15 protein-coding genes and 1 tRNA gene are annotated in these 17,123 nt (G+C 51.7%); 5 read left to right on the forward strand and 11 right to left on the reverse strand.

Features of this window, described 5'->3' with window-relative positions; translation table 11 throughout:
* Positions 1–9: 9 nt before the first annotated feature.
* The 7 genes from KF749_10240 to KF749_10270 form a co-directional block, all read right to left on the reverse strand.
* Complete coding sequence (locus KF749_10240; GenBank protein ID MBX2991530.1) at positions 10–1,062, reverse strand: hypothetical protein; 1,053 nt, start codon at positions 1,060–1,062, stop codon at positions 10–12.
* Positions 1,063–1,093: 31 nt separating this feature from the next.
* Positions 1,094–2,008 carry a hypothetical protein gene (locus KF749_10245; GenBank protein MBX2991531.1) on the reverse strand — a complete coding sequence of 305 codons (915 nt, stop codon included), beginning with the start codon at positions 2,006–2,008 and terminating at the stop codon, positions 1,094–1,096.
* A gap of 15 nt (positions 2,009–2,023) precedes the next feature.
* Positions 2,024–3,157, reverse strand: coding sequence for a poly-gamma-glutamate system protein (pgsW, locus tag KF749_10250; GenBank protein MBX2991532.1), 1,134 nt, complete (start codon positions 3,155–3,157; stop codon positions 2,024–2,026).
* Positions 3,158–3,167: 10 nt separating this feature from the next.
* A complete protein-coding gene (gene pgsC, locus KF749_10255) occupies positions 3,168–3,623 on the reverse strand; it encodes a poly-gamma-glutamate biosynthesis protein PgsC (GenBank protein ID MBX2991533.1) in 456 nt (151 codons plus the stop codon).
* Entirely contained in the window at positions 3,616–4,806 is a 1,191-nt protein-coding gene (gene pgsB, locus KF749_10260) for a poly-gamma-glutamate synthase PgsB (protein MBX2991534.1), read from the reverse strand. The genes pgsC and pgsB overlap by 8 nt, the downstream gene beginning before the upstream one ends.
* 244 nt (positions 4,807–5,050) lie before the next feature.
* Positions 5,051–6,202: a DUF1624 domain-containing protein gene (locus tag KF749_10265; protein MBX2991535.1), complete on the reverse strand. Its 1,152-nt coding sequence runs from the start codon at positions 6,200–6,202 to the stop codon at positions 5,051–5,053.
* 100 nt (positions 6,203–6,302) lie between these two features.
* Positions 6,303–6,656 carry a hypothetical protein gene (locus KF749_10270; protein MBX2991536.1) on the reverse strand — a complete coding sequence of 118 codons (354 nt, stop codon included), beginning with the start codon at positions 6,654–6,656 and terminating at the stop codon, positions 6,303–6,305.
* 275 nt (positions 6,657–6,931) lie between these two features.
* On the opposite strand from KF749_10270, the gene KF749_10275 reads away from it, so the two are divergent.
* From KF749_10275 to KF749_10295, 5 genes are all read left to right on the forward strand, one after another.
* Complete coding sequence (locus KF749_10275; protein ID MBX2991537.1) at positions 6,932–7,537, forward strand: HAD family phosphatase; 606 nt, start codon at positions 6,932–6,934, stop codon at positions 7,535–7,537.
* 72 nt (positions 7,538–7,609) lie between these two features.
* Entirely contained in the window at positions 7,610–8,833 is a 1,224-nt protein-coding gene (locus tag KF749_10280; protein MBX2991538.1) for an HD domain-containing protein, read from the forward strand.
* Positions 8,834–8,845: 12 nt separating this feature from the next.
* Positions 8,846–10,087 carry an anion transporter gene (locus KF749_10285; protein MBX2991539.1) on the forward strand — a complete coding sequence of 414 codons (1,242 nt, stop codon included), beginning with the start codon at positions 8,846–8,848 and terminating at the stop codon, positions 10,085–10,087.
* 68 nt (positions 10,088–10,155) lie between these two features.
* Positions 10,156–10,833 (forward strand): protein-L-isoaspartate(D-aspartate) O-methyltransferase, encoded by a 678-nt coding sequence (locus tag KF749_10290; protein MBX2991540.1) that lies wholly within the window; start codon positions 10,156–10,158, stop codon positions 10,831–10,833.
* Positions 10,834–10,840: 7 nt separating this feature from the next.
* Positions 10,841–13,216 (forward strand): spermidine synthase-like protein, encoded by a 2,376-nt coding sequence (locus KF749_10295; protein ID MBX2991541.1) that lies wholly within the window; start codon positions 10,841–10,843, stop codon positions 13,214–13,216.
* Here the strand turns inward: KF749_10295 and KF749_10300 are convergent.
* From KF749_10300 to KF749_10315, 4 genes are all read right to left on the reverse strand, one after another.
* Complete coding sequence (locus tag KF749_10300; GenBank protein MBX2991542.1) at positions 13,213–14,946, reverse strand: AMP-binding protein; 1,734 nt, start codon at positions 14,944–14,946, stop codon at positions 13,213–13,215. The two genes, KF749_10295 and KF749_10300, sit on opposite strands and share 4 nt — an antisense overlap.
* A 20-nt stretch (positions 14,947–14,966) precedes the next feature.
* On the reverse strand, positions 14,967–16,286 hold the full coding sequence (locus KF749_10305) for an amino acid permease (GenBank protein ID MBX2991543.1): 1,320 nt from the start codon (positions 16,284–16,286) through the stop codon (positions 14,967–14,969).
* Positions 16,287–16,357: 71 nt separating this feature from the next.
* Complete coding sequence (locus tag KF749_10310; protein MBX2991544.1) at positions 16,358–16,558, reverse strand: hypothetical protein; 201 nt, start codon at positions 16,556–16,558, stop codon at positions 16,358–16,360.
* Positions 16,559–16,687: 129 nt separating this feature from the next.
* Positions 16,688–16,758 (reverse strand) — tRNA-Gly (locus KF749_10315).
* Positions 16,759–17,123: the final 365 nt, after the last annotated feature.

Genomic DNA, 17,123 nt, shown 5'->3' on the forward strand with positions numbered 1-17,123 from the left:
CTACAATCGTTAAGGAACAATGTTGAATGCGTACCGGACGTCCAACCCGACTTGATATTGACGATAATCCTTTTCTGCGGACAAATATTCGGCATTCTGGGTTGCTGCCGTTTTGACTTTCCTGTCGTGCCAACCGAACGAGAGCATGAGCCCAAGATTTTTGAGAAGTTCGAAATTGTACGAAGCCGATACCCTGTAGCTCCGGTCATCACGACCGGCATGATTGGGATCCAACTCAAGGAAGTGTGTTGAGGTATAGCAACTGCGTGAAAACTCCCCTCCGACTCCGATGCTGTTTTTTCGACCGAGAAACTTCGGCAACTGATACTCGACGGCGATACCGTACACGTTCTGGTTGTAAGAAGGATTCATATCTACCGTGCCGTCGCCGCGTGATGAAGTGGCTTCGAATTCCGCTGTGAGTTTGAGATTCTTCGTGACGGTGTGATATAGGATAATTCCAACCGAAATATTCTTGCAGTCATATTCCGTGAAATGCTCGTTGTAGAAGTAGCGGGCAAACGAAAACGTTGTCCGTACCCGCGTTGTCGTGAAAAGAGCATACTGCAACCATCCTCCAACCTCATCTTTTTTGAAACTGAATGGTTGATACACGATGGGGTCTCTGAAGCCGTACAGCGCGGTCCAATTCTCATCCCGGAAATGCCGCACATAGAACTCCGGTATGTAGCTGTAATCGATTTGTGCGGAGATCTTCTTGGACACATCCTGTCTCAGGGCGATCGCAACGTACGACCAGTCTTTGATGCTATTGTGAGTGTAGGTTCGTCGTCGGTAGTCAACTGTTGCATGCGTGGTTTGCGAACCGATTAGCCGCATCGTCAACCCGAGCCTGAATGAGTTGACGAGAATCAGATCATCGAGCGTACTATTGTGAAAACGTCCTGCGTCTTCACGGTTGTTAAACCGGGAGATGTATTTATCGGAGTAGCGCAGAATGTTGTTGTCGTAAAGTGACGAGGCTCCCAGTTCCATCTTTGCTGACGAAAGCCAACCGGCCGCCAACGCGATGACCGGAGTAAATATAAATGCGAAGAGCATTACAGCCCTGCGAGAGAATGTGGTTTCCATTTCACATTTCGAGTTTGGCATCTTTCTGAGGGAATAGAATTTGCCCCAGGAGCGTGTGATGATCGAGCGGGGTAATTTCATAATACTGCTTCCCCGCAGGCACGGTGAACACGATCTCCCGCGGTTTTCCGGGAACGAGTTTCGTGTTATCCTTGTACATGGCCGTCTCCGACCGCTTGCTGCTTAACTGATAGGATTGTACCACCTGATCGCCCTGGCGGATTTGCAGCCGGTAGTTCACGCGTCCTTTCATCGTAAAACTGTTCTCGACGCGAGTCCTGATTCTCAGTTCCGTCGGACCGATAATCTCAAGCCGGAGAGGTTTTTGTTTTGAAAATCGGAAGTAGTGAAACGCGGTCTCCGCCTCGTAAAGATCAACCGGCTCGACCGGAGCGAGAGGGGACAGGGCAACCCATTTTGTCCTTTTCTGTTTGTGAGGGGTGAAGAGATATCGAGCCGCAACCTTCGGTGTAGGGTATTGTAAGGTGAACTCAACCGTGTGTACACCTTTGTTGATATTCAGAATGAACTCTTCGGCCTCGCCCGGAGTACCCGTTGCATCACCTTTGTACCTTGCATCAGGTGCCTGCTCGACATCGTCAACTTCAAATGTCTGCCGCGCTGAACCGCCAATCCTATAGTGAATGCCGTAGCGAACGTCATCGGAAGACTCCCCTTCAAACCGCGCTCGCGTGAGAATGCGGAGTGTGCCGGGGCCTTTGACTTCGAGCTTGCTCGGTTGTGCCGCACTCAACGGGTAGTAGGTCCGGTTCTTGCCCGCGAGTACAATTGTCAATTCCCTGTCGACTTGTTTCGGTTTGAGGATAACATGTTTCTTCCTGGCTGAGAACGAAGAATCGGTGAATACCGTGGTGATGATGAGAAATGAGAGAACGGTGAAGAGCGTTGTTTTCATTCTGTGTCTCTGAATTTACAGTTCGTGTCCTGATTCCGTTTTGAACGGGGAAGCAGGTTCCGTTCCAAGTCTGTGCCTTCGCCTGTCAAAGTATGCCGCGAAAAGGATTGCGCCCGAGAGGACTCCGACTGCAATCCACGCGACAATCACATTGTATTTCAGGCGGACGAAGATCCCTCCCGATCCCACGTCGGGCATGGGTACGGCATCAATCGGTAGCTCGTGGTCTCTCAACATCTGGCGGATGTTGTAGAGATGGATGATGGGGATGCCGCGCTTCGCCATCTCGATAATCACTCCGCGCACGGGATAATTCTTGACGGGAAGTTCCTTCGTCAATCCACTGGGGATGAGTTCGCCGTTTACGACAGTACCAAGACTCGCAATGCCGCCTCCGACATTGATGAACGCTTTGATGGGACGCCCTTTGCTGCGCTTTTCATATACTTCGAGCCGCCTTTCAATGCTCTGCTCGATGTGGTCTTGTCGGATAAGTTCGACATCATTTCGCTTGATCGCTTGAAGAATCAGCTCGCGTCCTTCCGGACTCAGGCCTCTTCCGATATCTCCGCCTCCGCCGATGGATGCCCCAACCGATCCGGTGCGGAAGATCTTCTTTTGCTGAAGCAAGCGTTCCATGTCCAACCATGTAAACTGCGGATCATTCGCCCCCCAATTCGATGCACCCACCGATGTGATGACGATGGGTGAGAGCTTGAGAACTTCGAGCGCCGAAAACACTGCAATGTTGATTGCAGGGAACGATCCGGTTATGGCAACGGCGATATTATCCTTCTCCTTCACTCCCGATTCCTTGAGAAGCTCCACAATGACGGCTGCAAAATTTGGATTAGTCGAAGCGATTTTTGCATCAATGTCGCCACGGTCGGTCGTGATCGGCGTGATATCTTGCCCGATAAGCGCTGTTTCGTTCGGATCGTTCACGGCGTCGATGAACACTCCGCGTTCTAGGCGGAAATCTTTGATACACTCTTGTGCGGCTTTTGCGCGTCGTGCCGCTTCGAGTTTTTCGTGATACCATTTCTGTCGTACGTCAACCTTGGAATTCTCAACAGCCAGAAACGACAACGCAGCAATTACTGCAAATACAGCAAGAACCGGATTGGAATATGTATTGATTGTAGCCATTGTTTCTCCGTTATCCCCCCGGAAATAGCTGGCCATCGAACAACACGATCACTGTGAGGCGCACGATTACCGACGTGACTAACAAAGCGCATACGGTCTTGAAGATGCCTTGCTTTCCGAACCAATGGGCAATGAGTCCCGGCACTACCCATCCGATTGCTGTCAACTCTGCGGTAGCTGCTCCGACATTGAATGTCAGGAACTGTCGCGAGAAATTGGCCAACAGTGCACCGATCAGGAGGCTTACCACCATTTGCCTCCGGCCGTAAAGGAACGTGTAGTAGCTCGTCACCTTCACAATCAAATAGGTGACGAGGCTTACGAGCAAGACGCCTGCCATCCGATCGACCTGAGAAAGATGCAAGCCGATGTATCCCGGGACTACAATTCCCCCTGCTGCCAATCCGAAGATCTCGTAAGAAAGCAGGCTCAGTATAAGCCCGAGGGTAATTGCCAACTCAATCATAGGCTGCAAAACTCCTGTGTTCAAAGTACTCTGCCACTTTGCCTCCCATGCCCCCCATATTGCCAATAGCAACTATGGTGGAGGCCCGCTGCGTTGCCGCTAACGCCTTTTCGAAAACGGTTTCAGGTGGTGCCCAGCCGATGCTGAGAATTTTTTCCTGCGGAACACCGTATCCCATTGCCATGTGTTTCACGACATCGGTGTTGTTGCCGATAAGCATCAGATACTCCATATCCGGCGTGAGTTTTCTTCCGGCAAGTTCCGTGAGTTGACGTGCGCGATCCATTCTGTCTTGACGCGTGTTGAGCAGGACGATGCGTGTTCCGTCAAGTCCCGTTTCCTCTTTCAATCTCTTCCATACTAACAAAGTGGAGTCAGGGTCGTTTGCGGCGAACGCGTTGTAAAAGGTGAGGCGTTTGCCGAATGCTTCGACGCGAAACCGCCGCAAGGCGCCGGCGTCCGGAATTGCCGAGTACATGCCGTTCAATGCAACATCACGGGGCACCCCAAGATGTTGACAGACTGCGAGAGCAAGAGCGACATTCTCACGATGTTCGATGTAGGAGAATCCCCTCATCTCATCGGAAGTGACGGATTGTTCGTTTGTGAGATGCATTGCCGCGTTCTTCCCTTTGGCATGCTTCTCAAGTTCTTTGGGGATATTTGTTTCCCCCGTGAAGAATTCCCCCTCTTCCGGGATTGTTTCTGCGAGCACGGCGGCAATCTCCGGCAATGTTCGTCCCATGATATCGATGTGGTCGAGCCGGACATTTGTGATAACGCCGATTGTCGCGTGAATCATCTGTTGCTCTGTGATTCGCTGGAACTGCTGCTCCAACGCCATACATTCTATGACAAGAGCCTGCGCTTTTCGTTCAGATGCGAAGCGCACAATCGAGATCTGTTCCCGGATGTTTGCTTCTCCCCAACGGTGAATATGGACATCCGATCCGTCTTCAAGAATGAGACGGGGATAGGTGCCTGTGACTTTGGTAAGTGTTGAAATCCCACCTGCCCGCAGTCCGGCGCCAATCAAGCGGGTAACACTTGACTTGCCGCGTGTTCCATTGACATGCACTCGTATGGGGATCGTGTGGACACGTCTCTGATGTTGGCTGTACTCGACAAGCCAATAGCAGAAGATGATCGCGAGGATGGGAAGAAGAATATAGGCGCTGTGCATACGTGATTTCAGCGACGTTCGCTTACACTGAATTCGGCTTAGTGTGGCCCTTCGCTGAACACATGGTCCTTGCAACGTAGCTCGGTAGTTGAAAAGAGAGACTTAGGATGTGCGGGGTGAGGGGAGGGTGAAAGTGCAAAACTGTTCATCGACACCCGTTTGCAGGTCCCCGTGCAAGATTTTCATGATGTCAGTGAACAGCTTCTATCCTAAGGTAAGAGGCAAAAAGGAAAGAATCAAACATCTACAAATAACTCAACATCTGGTTTCGGCTCTTTCGCTTTACCGCGTCGTACCAACGGCAGACCGGGTAGAGTGCCGGAGAGACTGCAATCCAGACAGCGTACACAACGGGAAGACCAAAACCGTATCCCTCCGGCAAGGTGAGAGGTGTTTGGCTGCCCACGAGGCTTCCCGGTTCTCCAAGAGTCAGGTACGCGGCAATCACCGCCAGTGCGTGAAGAACGAAAATATGCACAACGTAGAAGAACAGAGGCACCCGTCCGAAAACAATGAAGAACCGAGCCAAAGCTCCGCGAGCGCGCTCAAACAGCGCAAGGGACGCAAGCGCGGGCCCAAGAGTCATCAAGAGGAACACGAGGGAAGGGGGATACTTCTCACAATTGAGAAAGTCAACTACCGTCCAGACCATACTCTCGCGAAGAAGCCAGGGATGCGGATCGCCGTGGATGTTCAACCAACGAATCACAAGAAATGCTGCCGTTGAACTTCCCCCCAACCACCAGAGAATGGTTCTTCGCCTTTGTTGATTCATCATCAGAATAACGCCGAACCCGTACCCCGCTGCCATTACTCCAATCCACGGGATCAGCGGATACATAATGCTTAGCGTGTAATTCTCGGAAATCTGAATTCGGCCTCCTGTGTGCATAACCCTCCACAGCCAGTCGAAGTCACCGAGCATTCTTGGTTTTATTCCGTCGAGTGCGTTGTGTCCCACGATCATCAGAATGCCGAAGATGGTCGAGATGGAGATCGGGAAAAAGACAAGTCCCGAAAGAATGATCATGGACCACCCGATTGCCCAGAGGACTTGTGCAACGGCGTAGGAATAGTCGAAACTGAATTGCCACCCCATGCGCATCACAGTCAGTTCAAGAATGATAAGCCATACGCCGCGTGAGAAGAGAAACCAGGCAAGCTCGCGTTGTGAATGGCCCCGCGTGCGGTAGAGGAAAGCCCCCGTACCTGCAAGGAACACAAACACCGGTGCGCACACGTGTGTGAGCCACCGTGTGAAGAAATGTGCCAATGTCGTGTCGTCAAAGTTCTCCGGATTGAATCTTGCGGCTGTGAAGAAATGCCGCGTATGATCGAGAGCCATAATGACCATGACCATGCCTCGCAACAAGTCTACCGAATCGAGGCGGGGCATCACGCCGGCGGCAGAGTTGGTCGTCGGTATATCAGCCGATGTAGATTGTGCCACAGGTTCATCCGTGATGATTCGGATTCTTGTTCAGAATTGCTTTCAACTACTTCTGTTCATGCTTTGTGACCATCGCTTTCAGTTGTTGCAGCGTGAGATCAGTCTTGTGATATACTCTTGCGTGTCTCTTCATGAGAATGCGTAATTCCTTCGCGCTGCGGCTCTTTGCCCACAAACCGCAACCGGGCTGCGGGCACGCAATTGATTTCATGGAGGGAGGGGCTTTGGGTTTCTTCGAGTCTTTGCCCTGATCCTTATTGACCGGCGCCTTCGGGTTTGTCGTAGCGGATGTTTTTGACTCCTTCTTTACGTCCTTTTTTGCTTCCTGTGAGAAGCCCGTAATCGAAAGTGTGATGAAGACAAAAAGGACGAGCAAGCATGCAGCAGTCCTACGTAGCATAAGACTCTCCTTGACTGTTGTGAGAAACGTGAACACATGCCGTGAGGCGATACCTGGAACAACTGGAGCACAAACCGTAGCGGTGAGATTCATGATACGCGGAAAAGCCGCTCGTCGACACCTGCTTGAGTAGTTGTGGTATCAGAGAACGGCTTACTGCTCTAAGATATGGTCTGAGGAATCAATAATCAACGTGCCGGCGGGTCTATCTTCTGTCACAGAATCTGCTACCTTTATTCAGAATGTACGTAGCATGAATAAGAGGTTTTCGCGTAATGGTAAAGGGAATTATCTTCGATTACGGAAATGTAATTGCCAGGTTCGACCACATGATCTTCTTCAGGCGCCTGTTACCCCACACTGCATTGACGAGTGAGGACATTCTCGCAGAAGCCAAGCGGGCATCGCATTTGATTATTGATTATGAAACCGGACGCATAACCTCAGACGAGTTCAGCGCGCAAGTAACGGCGCGCCTGAAACTCTCCATGCCAATGCCGCAGTTCAAGGAATCGTTCGTGAGGATATTTGAACGAAACCCTGCAACGTTGCAGCTTATCCGCAGCCTGAAGCCGCATTTCAAGTTGGGCCTTCTCTCCAACACGAACACGTGGCATTTTGAAACAGAGATGCAGACTCTGGAAGAGTTTCCGCTTTTCGATGCGGTCACTCTCTCGTTTGAAGTCGGTGCCATGAAGCCGGCCGAAATACTGTATCGGGATATTCTCGCAAAGCTGGATATGAGGCCGTACGATTGCGTCTATATCGACGACATGGCCGAGTATGTTGAATCCGCCGCTGCTTTGGGATTCAACGCGATTCAGTATACATCACACGCAACACTTGTCGATGCCCTCAAGACATTGGGTGTTTCCGTATAGCTTTTCCCGGCTTTGGAATACTGGGACATTTTTCCTATGTTGGTTCCGGTCTTACTTCACGCAAAGCGCAGCATGAACAACGAAATTCTCGCCCAAGCCGAAGCGTACGTCTCCACTCTTTGTCAGCAGAAATTGCCCGCTTGGGCAGTGTATCACAATCTTCTTCATACACAACAAATCGTTCGTGCAGCCGAAGAACTTGCCGAAGGCTGCAAGCTCAGTAAATCCGATACCGAGACTGTTCTTCTCTCCGCTTGGTTTCACGATGCAGGCTATGTTGATGCTATTGAGGGACATGAGGGAAAGAGCGTCGAGATTGCAACGAAGTTTTTGGATGAGAAGAACTATCCTGCCGAGAAGATCGAAATCGTGGCGAACTGCATTCGCGCCACGAAAATTCCCCAATCTCCGAAGACGCTACTCGAAGAGATTGTATGCGACGCGGATATGTCGCATCTGGGCAAGAAGCGGTTTTTCGAGCGGAGTGATTTGTTGAGAATGGAAATGGAGTTACGCACGGGAACGATGTTCACGGATCTTGAATGGATACAGCGAAACGTGGACTTTGCATCCGCCGGGAGATTCTTCACGCAGTACGCCCGCAGAGAGTGGGAGGGAAGGCGGCAAAAGAATCTTGTTACGCTTCAGGAAATGTTCCGGTCGCTGCAGGCACAAGCGGTGGAAACGGCCGCAAATATCCGGGAGAAGAAGAACAGGGCTGCGGCAAAACAGGAGAAAGAGCAACGCCCCGAACGCGGCATCGAAACCATGTTTCGCGTTGTCCCCAAGAACCATCTCGACCTGACTGCGCTTGCCGACCACAAGGCAAGTATTCTGATCGGGACAACCGGTACCATTATGGCAATTGTGTTCAGCGTACTGGTAAGCAAACTCGACACGCATCCCCATCTTGTTTGGCCGACGATTATCCTGCTCGCCGTGTGTTTGGTAACCATGATATTCTCCATTCTTGCTACACGCCCGATAGTAACAACCGGGACGTTTACACGTGAAGATATCAATCAACGCAAAGTGAATCTGTTGTTCTTCGGCAACTTTCACCGATCCTCGCTCGAGGATTTCGATTGGGGGATGAGGGAAATGATGATCGATCGGGACTACCTGTACGGCAGCATGATCAAGGATTTGTATTTTCTCGGCAGAGTTTTGGGCGTCAAGTACCGCTATCTGCGAATAGCATATACTGTGTTCATGTGGGGCCTCATCGTTTCCGTTATTGCGTACACCGTGGCAATGGTCAGTGTGCCGCCCCCGCTTCCGTTTCCTGCGCAATAGCTTCTTCTTCGTGTGAACATTTCCCTCCTTGCGCTTATTCTTGTTTTTCTCCTTATCGCCATCCGGCAAGTCGGCAATATCCGCGTTCAAATCTGGCAGGCGATGTTGCTCGGCGCCGCCATTGTCGTTCTCACCGGCCAAATTTCTCCTCCGGGCTCGCTCAAAGCAATCAATATTGATGTGATGTTGTTCCTGTTCGGGATGTTTGTGATCGGGCAGGGACTGGAGGAAAGCGGCTATCTCTCTCGTCTTTCGTACAGATATTTCAAGCGGGCGAAATCGAGGGATGCGCTGCTGGTGATGATCCTGTTTGGTGCGGGCATTTCCTCCGCGCTTGTGATGAACGATACGCTCGCTATTATCGGCACGCCGGTCGTATTGGTGCTGTCGAGAAAACATCAAATGTCGCCGAAGCTGTTCTTGTTGGCATTGGCGTTTGGCGTTACCATCGGCAGCGTGATGAGCCCGATCGGCAACCCGCAGAATCTATTGATTGCATTGAACGGAAATATCCCGAACCCGTTCGTGACGTTCCTGCGTTGGCTTCTTGTTCCGACTGTTCTCAATCTGTACCTGACATATCTCATCTTGAAAAAATTCTATCCGGATGATTTCCATGATGCGGAACTTGTACATTCACAAGAACCCATCAGGAATCATGAACTTGCCCACCTTTCACGCATTTCACTCCAGATTGTACTTCTTCTGGTTGTCGTGAAGATAGCCACGGCGGTTATTGCGTATCCAATCAATCTTCATCTCACGCATATTGCCCTGGCGGGATGTCTTCCCATTCTTGTTGGAAGCAGGAAGCGATGGCACATCATCAAACACATCGATTGGCATACGCTCGTGTTCTTTGCGGCGATGTTTGTACTGATGGAAAGCGCTTGGCGAAGCGGCTTCTTCCAATTCGTGATTCGGGAGATGCATGTCAACATTGCTTCGTTGGAGATGATTCTGGCGATAAGTGTAGTGCTCAGCCAGTTCGTCAGCAACGTGCCGCTTGTTGCGTTATATCAGCCGATGCTGACGCATGCAGGCGCCGGTCTTCCGGAACTCATGGCACTCGCAGCGGCGAGCACGATTGCGGGTAATCTCTTCATCCTGGGGGCAGCCAGCAACATCATCGTCATTCAGAATGCGGAGCGGAGGTCGAAAGAAACAATCACCTTCTGGGAGTTCACTCGAATCGGCATTCCGCTTACAGCGGTTAACATGCTCGTCTATTGGGCGTGGCTCCGATTCGTGTAATCACCGAAATGCCTTGACCTGCACCTTACTCTTCCGTAGCTTCTCTTTGAACAACGGAGATCAGCCCAATGAGAATGTTGGTTGCGTTTCTTGTTGCAGTTCTGCTTCTGTCGGACCCGTTTGAAGCAGCGCGGGAGAAAATGGTGCGGACGCAGATTGCCGCACGTGATGTTGCCGATTCTGCGACTCTGCGCGCCATGCGAACGGTTCAACGTCACCTCTTTGTCCCCGAAACCCGGCGCGATGCGGCGTACGACGACAGACCTCTTCCGATCGGCTACGGCCAGACGATCTCCCAGCCGTATATCGTCGCGTATATGACGGAGTTGGTGAAACCGCGACGCGGTCACCGCGTTCTCGAAATCGGCACCGGCTCCGGCTACCAGGCGGCTGTTCTTGCCGAAATAGTTGACAGCGTGTTCACGATCGAGATTATCACCGAACTGGCAAAACCCGCCGCCGATCTGCTGAAGAACCTGAATTACAATAATGTCGTCGTTAAAAACGCCGACGGCTATTATGGCTGGAAGGAGAAGGGACCCTTCGACGCTATCGTCGTAACCGCGGCTGCCGAACATATCCCGCCTCCTCTTGTTGAACAACTGAAGGAGGGCGGGAAGATGATCATTCCCGTCGGGACCCCTTTTTTCGTGCAGACACTTACGCTTGTTGAGAAGAAGGGAAAGGAAGTGTCAACGAAAAGCCTCATCCCTGTTCGCTTCGTTCCCCTCACCAGAGGACAATAGTGGCAACATGACGGCCCGACTCATCATTGCCGTTGGCCTCCTCTCCGCCGCACTTATTGCCTTCCAGCTTGTGTTGATGCAACTGCTCTCGATTGTGCAATGGCATCACTTTGCCTACATGGTGATCTCTGTTGCACTTCTTGGCTTTGGCGCGAGCGGGACGTTCCTCGCGTTGACGCGTGAATGGATTGTGAAACGAGCCGAATCTGCAATACCGCTGTTGATGATGCTCTGTGGAGCAGCAATAGCCGGAGTTGTTGCAATATCCCAAAGCGAGAGTGTCCGGTTCGACTCGTATCTGCTGTTTGTTGAGAGGGGGCAAATCGGAAGATTGTTGCTTACCTACTTTGTCTTCTTTCTGCCGTTCTTCTTCGGTGCTCTTGCCATTGGAATTGTGTTTATCAGAAACGTCGATCAGATTGGGAAGTTCTACGCGTCGAATCTGTTGGGATCGGGTCTCGGCGGACTCTTGGCCGTTGTATTGCTCTGGATGTTTGCCCTGCAAAAACTTCCTGCAGTTCTTGGTCTACTTCCGGTTCTCTCCGGCTTGTTGATTGTTTCTGCACAGAATAGAAGGGTAACCCTTGTTGTGGGTGCGGCAGCGCTTGCGCTCTCCGCATCCCTATTCTTTTCACCATCCCAACTGCAACTCTCCGATTACAAGTCGCTGAAGAGAACGCTCAACCTCCCTGATGCAGAGATTGTTTTTGAACGAAGCAGCCCGTACGGACTTGTACAGATCGTGTCGTCTCCGGCATTACGGTATGCGCCGGGTCTCAGTCTTGCGTATCGAGGTCCGCTTGCCAATCGGGACGTTGTGTTTAACAATGCGGACTGGTTCGGCCCTGTGTTTGTAGCTCAGAGACACGACACAACACAAGTGCTTCGCTACATGTCGTTTGCACTTCCCTACGCAATGCAACAACGCGACCGGGTTCTTATTCTGCAAGCTAAAACCGGAATGTTTGTTGCACAGGCCCTTGAGCAACACGCAAGTGAAATTGTTGCAGTTGAGGCTCATGACGTCGTCGTTTCAGCTCTCAAGCGGGAACTCGCCTCCTCTACCGATTCCCCATTTTTCCACCCGGACGTCTCGGTTCATACAGTTGACCCGCGAACGTTTCTGCAATCCGATACAGCAAGATACGACCTTATCGTTTTGCCGACACTTGATGCCTTCGGCGGAACAAGCGGAGTCTATGCACTGCAAGAGCAATATCTCCTGACAAAACAGGCATTTCGGGAGATGTGGGGTAAACTCTCTGCGACTGGAGTTCTCGCGATTTCTTCGTGGATGGACTATCCGGTAAGGAACCCGCTGAGGGCTCTTGCGACGCTTGTGGAAACACTCGAGGACGAGGGCGTCGCACAGCCGCATCAACATCTTGCCGCCGTACGAAGCTGGGGGATGATAACATTCGCGATGAAGCGCTCGCCCTTTTCGGAGCAAGACGTACAAAATATTCGCGAGTACTGCACGTTGATGATGTTTGATCCTGTTCTGCTGCCGGCCATGGCTGGGTCTGAACGGAACCGCTTCAACATCCTGCAGGATACGAGCTTCTTTTCTCTCGTGGACGGCATCGTTTCGGATAAGCGGAAGGCGATATATTCAGACTACGGTTTCAATCTCACTCCCCCGACCGATGACAGGCCCTACTTCTCGCAGTTTTTGAAATGGAAGACTCTTCCCCGGATGAGAGAATTGTTTGGGGAGCATGCCTTTCCTTTTCTGGAACTCGGGTCGCTCATCATTGCCGTGACGCTGGTTCAGATCGTTATTGTCGCTGTTCTGCTGATTCTTCTTCCTCTTCTTAAGAAGAAGATGATAGACGCGGGAAGGTGGAGAGTGGTTCTTTTGTTCGGCGGATTGGGGTTGGGATATATGTTTGTTGAGATGGTATTGATTCAGCGGTTCGTGCTGTTCCTCGGGCATCCGATTTATGCAACTGCGGCGGTTATTGGCGCAATGCTCGTGTGTTCGGGAATGGGAAGTTGGGTTTCGTCGCGACTTCCCCCGTCGTCATTGAAAACAATCGGGCTGATTGTCGCGCTGTCAATTCTTGTGTACGCGGTGAGCATCACTCCAATACTCCATTCCTTCATGTCACTTCCTCTCTGGCTGAAATTCGTGTTGACTTTTCTCCTGATTGCCCCGCCGGCCTTCGTCATGGGTATCCCTTTTCCACTCGGGCTCCGGTTGGTGAGTCAGCACGAGAGTGTCGTTCCGTGGGCCTGGGGAATCAACGGGTGCATGTCAGTTATTGCAGCCCCGCTTGCAATTCTCCTTGCTGTTGAATTCGGCTTCTCAGTGGTGATGATAAGCGCGGCTGCCTGCTACATTTTGGTTTTTGCCGCCGTCAAACTGCCGCAATTCAGCTAACGGACGGAATCCTCCTGCTGCAATAAGTACCGTTTAATCTTCTGTGTGGTTGTTTTCTCGAACTCCTTGTCCCTCACCTTCACCTTCTTGATTTGCTGGTGGCCGAGAAGATGCTTGTTGAGCGCCCGGATTTCATCGTTGAGAATTTTTTCGATCAACTCCGTTGTTACTTCAATCTTGTTCTTCTGCGCATACTCAATGAATGTTTCTGCATGAGGCACAATCATCACGCGGATTTCCTCATCGTTCTTCTCATCCTTCCCGCCGTAAATCACCGACTCAAGAACGAACGGTATCCTGTTTACTTTATCTTCAAGTTCTTCGGGATAGACATTCTCGCCGTTGCGTGCGACGATGACATTCTTTTTTCTTCCATTAATATGCAGGAATCCATCCTTGTCTATGAAACCGATGTCGCCGGTGTAGAACCAGCCGTCGTGCATCACTTCGGCTGTGGCGGCCTCGTTCTTGTAGTAACCGGGCATGACGGAGGGGCCTCTCGCGATGATTTCGCCGTGGCCGCTTGAGTCGGGATTTGCAATCTTCAGTTGCACGCTCGGGAGAGGAACTCCGGCAGCCTCGTCTTTGAAATTGAATTCACGGTTTACCGTAAGAATGGGGGAGGTTTCCGTAAGTCCGTATCCCTGAATGATCTTGATGCCGAATGAGCGCAATCCCTTCGATACCTGCGGATCGGGTGCCGCGCCGCCAGCGATGAACAAGCGTATTGCCCCGCCGAATTTTTCGTGGATTTCTGAGAAAATCTTTCTCCGCACCTTTTCCGCACCGAATGCTTCCAACCATGCGGCAATCGTTTTCATCGGCGGGACGATTGCCTTCTTGAAGCCTTTCTCCTGAATCCCCACCATAATGCGGCGGTACATCTTGTCGTACATCAGCGGAACGCCGAGGAAGATGGTCGGACTTGCTTTCTGCATATCTTCCACAATCGTCTTCAGGCTGCGCGAGTAGTACACGGATGCTCCGGCGTACACCGGGCACAGGAAGCCGCAGGTTCCTTCGTATGTGTGATGCATGGGAAGAACGGAAAGAAAGCGATCATCCTGTTCAATTCTGATCATCTGCCGCATATCCATCAGGTTGGTGCAGAGGTTCCGGTGCGTCATCATTACGCCTTTTGCACGTCCCATCGAGCCGGAGGTGAACACGATAACACACACCTCGTCAGGATTCGGCGTCGCAAACTGCGCCTTCTTTGCATCATGTTTCGCTTTCGCCATCAGCTCCATCATTGAATGCACACCGTTCTCTTTTCTTGCAAGATCCATATCAACAAGATGTTTGAGGGCCTTCACGGAGTGCTTGAACTCGATAAACATGTCGCGAAACGGTTCGGAGAACACGGCCGCTTTCGAATCCGAAACGTGAAGGATGTTGACGATGTCGTTCTCTTTGAGATTTTTGTCAATCGGCACGGCAACGAAGTTGAACGTGACACACGCGAGATGAGTAATTGCCCACTGTACTCTGTTCTCGCCGATAAAGGCGACGTGATCACGCTCCTTCAGGCCGAGCTGCTTCAGCGCGGTGCCGAATGTAAGAACATGCTCTTTCAACTCGTGATAGGTGACGCGGGGGATTGGTGTCGGATTGAGATCCTGCAATGCGAGATTGTTGGCATACTTGCGGGCCGAATTCGCGAGCATATCGGGGATGGTCGAGATCGGATCGACCTCGTAGTACGGGTAATCGTTATTGATCGTTTTCATGGTCGTTAGGGGATTATGGTTTAAGCGGCGGAAGAGTTCTGTCTCCTCCAAAAATAGTACACAGGAATTCCCAAAGCAAGAAACCCGAGTCCGGCAATCGCCTGTTCGGGCTTCTCGATGAATGTATTGAAGACAAACCACGCTGCGAGAGCAATGAAGAAGAGCGGAGTCACAGGATAGCCGAATGTTCTGTACGGACGCTCGGCGTTCGGGCGGGTTCTTCTGAAGATAAATACACTCGCAGCGGCAAGTCCGAAAAAAATCCAATCGGTGAACACAACGTACGAAATCAGCTCGTTGAACGTTCCCCAGAACAAAATCAGGATCGCCGCCCAAATGGACTGGATGAGGATGGCAACGGCCGGCGTCTGATAGCGGGGATGAACCTCGGCAACCTTTTTGAAGAACACGCCGTCGTTTGCCATCGCAAAATAAATACGCGGAGCGGTCAGCGTGTAGATGCCCGCGGTGCCGAACGTGGAAATAAAAATGGCGATGGCAATGATACCTGCGCCCTCGGGACCGAGCACCTTGCCGATGGCATCCGCGGCAACCCTCTCGGAGCTGCCGATGGCATCGATGGGAAGAAGAAACATATAAGCAACGTTCGTCAGCAGATAGATCACCGTTACTGTCAACGCACCGACGACCATCGCAAACGGTACCGTCCGCTTCGGGTCTTTTGCCTCCGCAGCGGCAAACGAGGCATGCTGCCAGCCTCCGTACGACCAGAGCACGCCGACCATCGCAACAGCAAGCGCGCTACCGAGTCCGTTCGTGAAGGATCCGATCGATGCCGAAAAATCCGTCGTGCTTGACGAACCCCAGCCGAGTCCGACGATAATAAGGAGAAGAATCCCAGCCATTTTCAGCAACGTGAAGATATCGGAGAAAATGCCGCCGACTTTCACCCCCAGCACATTCACTATTGTAACGATGGCGAGCCCGCAGATGGCGGCAACTTTGAGCTGCATCGGGTCGAGCGGCACGAAGTAGCCGAAGTAGGTGGCGAACGCGATGCTGAGCGCCGCCACGCCGCCGGTGTTCACTACCAGCAAATATGCCCAGCCGTAGAGAAACCCGAAAATTCCGCCGTATGCTTCGGAGAGATAGACGTACACACCTCCTGCGCCGGGCATCAATCCGCCCAACTCGGCAAACGTAAGCGCGCCCGCCACAGCCATCAATCCGCCGACGACCCACACAGCGAGGATGAGCCACGGTGTTTGCAGTTCATGCGCAATCAGGGAGGGCGTCAGGAAAATGCCCGACCCGATCGTCGAGCCGATGGCGATCATCGTCAGATCGAAACGCGTGAGTGCTTGTTTGAGCTGAGGCATGAATGGGCTGGGGATTGGGGATTACGGATTACGCATGGCTGAGAGCAGATTGCCGACAGCCGATCGCTACACTAATCTTGGTGATCCGCCGGCTTCATGTTTTCCGCGCCGGGGATTTTGCCGGTGAGCATCTGCGGATTATGAATGAGAACGGGGAGATGCTGCGGACAAATCCAGAGCGTGGTGCTGAGATACGCCAGCGAAATCAGCGGCACTTCTGTTTGCGGCCTGTCGCAGGCGGCACACACGGGGACTCTTGTTGATGCTGTCATGATGCTTGAGAGAGTGTGAGGGTGTGAACTTTATGAATTGGAGCGGGATACCTCGACTGAAGCGTCGGGGCAGGCGGGAATCTACGCCGGAGGCGCATTCGCCCTTGGCAGAGAACCCGTCCCTTGCTGAGCGGGATACGGGAATCGAACCCGTTTTTCAAGCTTGGGAAGCTCGCGTTGAACCAATCAACTAATCCCGCGTGCCGGCATTCTACAGTTGTTTGCCCGCCGTGTTTTACGTCCTGGCGGGAACTACTGCCGCATGATCAACTACAAGTTCATTTTACGACAAATCTCTCTTTATAGCAATATGCAGAACGGGCTTGATTCGGTACGGGAATGGAGCTAATAATTGGGTTGTTGACCTCCAGCTTGGTTGGCACTTCCTTGTTAATGAAGAGATCTGGAATTAATGATAGGAAAACCTCTTCAACGAGGCGTGACTGATTTCTGATATTTGATTTCCCCAATCATCGTATCGAATCGGGTCAATCGCCAATCCAATAATCTTGCGCCAGACTTATGCAAACCAAGAAAATGACCCTCATGCGATAGTATCAGATGA

The organism is Bacteroidota bacterium, from assembly GCA_019637975.1.
Taxonomy (GTDB): domain Bacteria; phylum Bacteroidota; class Ignavibacteria; order UBA10030; family UBA6906; genus CAADGV01.

Coding starts and splice junctions, on each gene's coding strand:
- pgsC (MBX2991533.1), bottom strand. CDS start 3,623: ATGATTGAGTTGGCAATTACCCTCGGGCTTATACTGAGCCTGCTTTCT.
- KF749_10240 (MBX2991530.1), bottom strand. CDS start 1,062: ATGCTCTTCGCATTTATATTTACTCCGGTCATCGCGTTGGCGGCCGGT.
- pgsB (MBX2991534.1), bottom strand. CDS start 4,806: ATGCACAGCGCCTATATTCTTCTTCCCATCCTCGCGATCATCTTCTGC.
- KF749_10275 (MBX2991537.1), top strand. CDS start 6,932: ATGGTAAAGGGAATTATCTTCGATTACGGAAATGTAATTGCCAGGTTC.
- KF749_10265 (MBX2991535.1), bottom strand. CDS start 6,202: ATGCCCCGCCTCGATTCGGTAGACTTGTTGCGAGGCATGGTCATGGTC.
- KF749_10280 (MBX2991538.1), top strand. CDS start 7,610: ATGAACAACGAAATTCTCGCCCAAGCCGAAGCGTACGTCTCCACTCTT.
- KF749_10295 (MBX2991541.1), top strand. CDS start 10,841: ATGACGGCCCGACTCATCATTGCCGTTGGCCTCCTCTCCGCCGCACTT.
- KF749_10245 (MBX2991531.1), bottom strand. CDS start 2,008: ATGAAAACAACGCTCTTCACCGTTCTCTCATTTCTCATCATCACCACG.
- KF749_10290 (MBX2991540.1), top strand. CDS start 10,156: ATGAGAATGTTGGTTGCGTTTCTTGTTGCAGTTCTGCTTCTGTCGGAC.
- pgsW (MBX2991532.1), bottom strand. CDS start 3,157: ATGGCTACAATCAATACATATTCCAATCCGGTTCTTGCTGTATTTGCA.
- KF749_10310 (MBX2991544.1), bottom strand. CDS start 16,558: ATGACAGCATCAACAAGAGTCCCCGTGTGTGCCGCCTGCGACAGGCCG.
- KF749_10300 (MBX2991542.1), bottom strand. CDS start 14,946: ATGAAAACGATCAATAACGATTACCCGTACTACGAGGTCGATCCGATC.
- KF749_10305 (MBX2991543.1), bottom strand. CDS start 16,286: ATGCCTCAGCTCAAACAAGCACTCACGCGTTTCGATCTGACGATGATC.
- KF749_10270 (MBX2991536.1), bottom strand. CDS start 6,656: ATGCTACGTAGGACTGCTGCATGCTTGCTCGTCCTTTTTGTCTTCATC.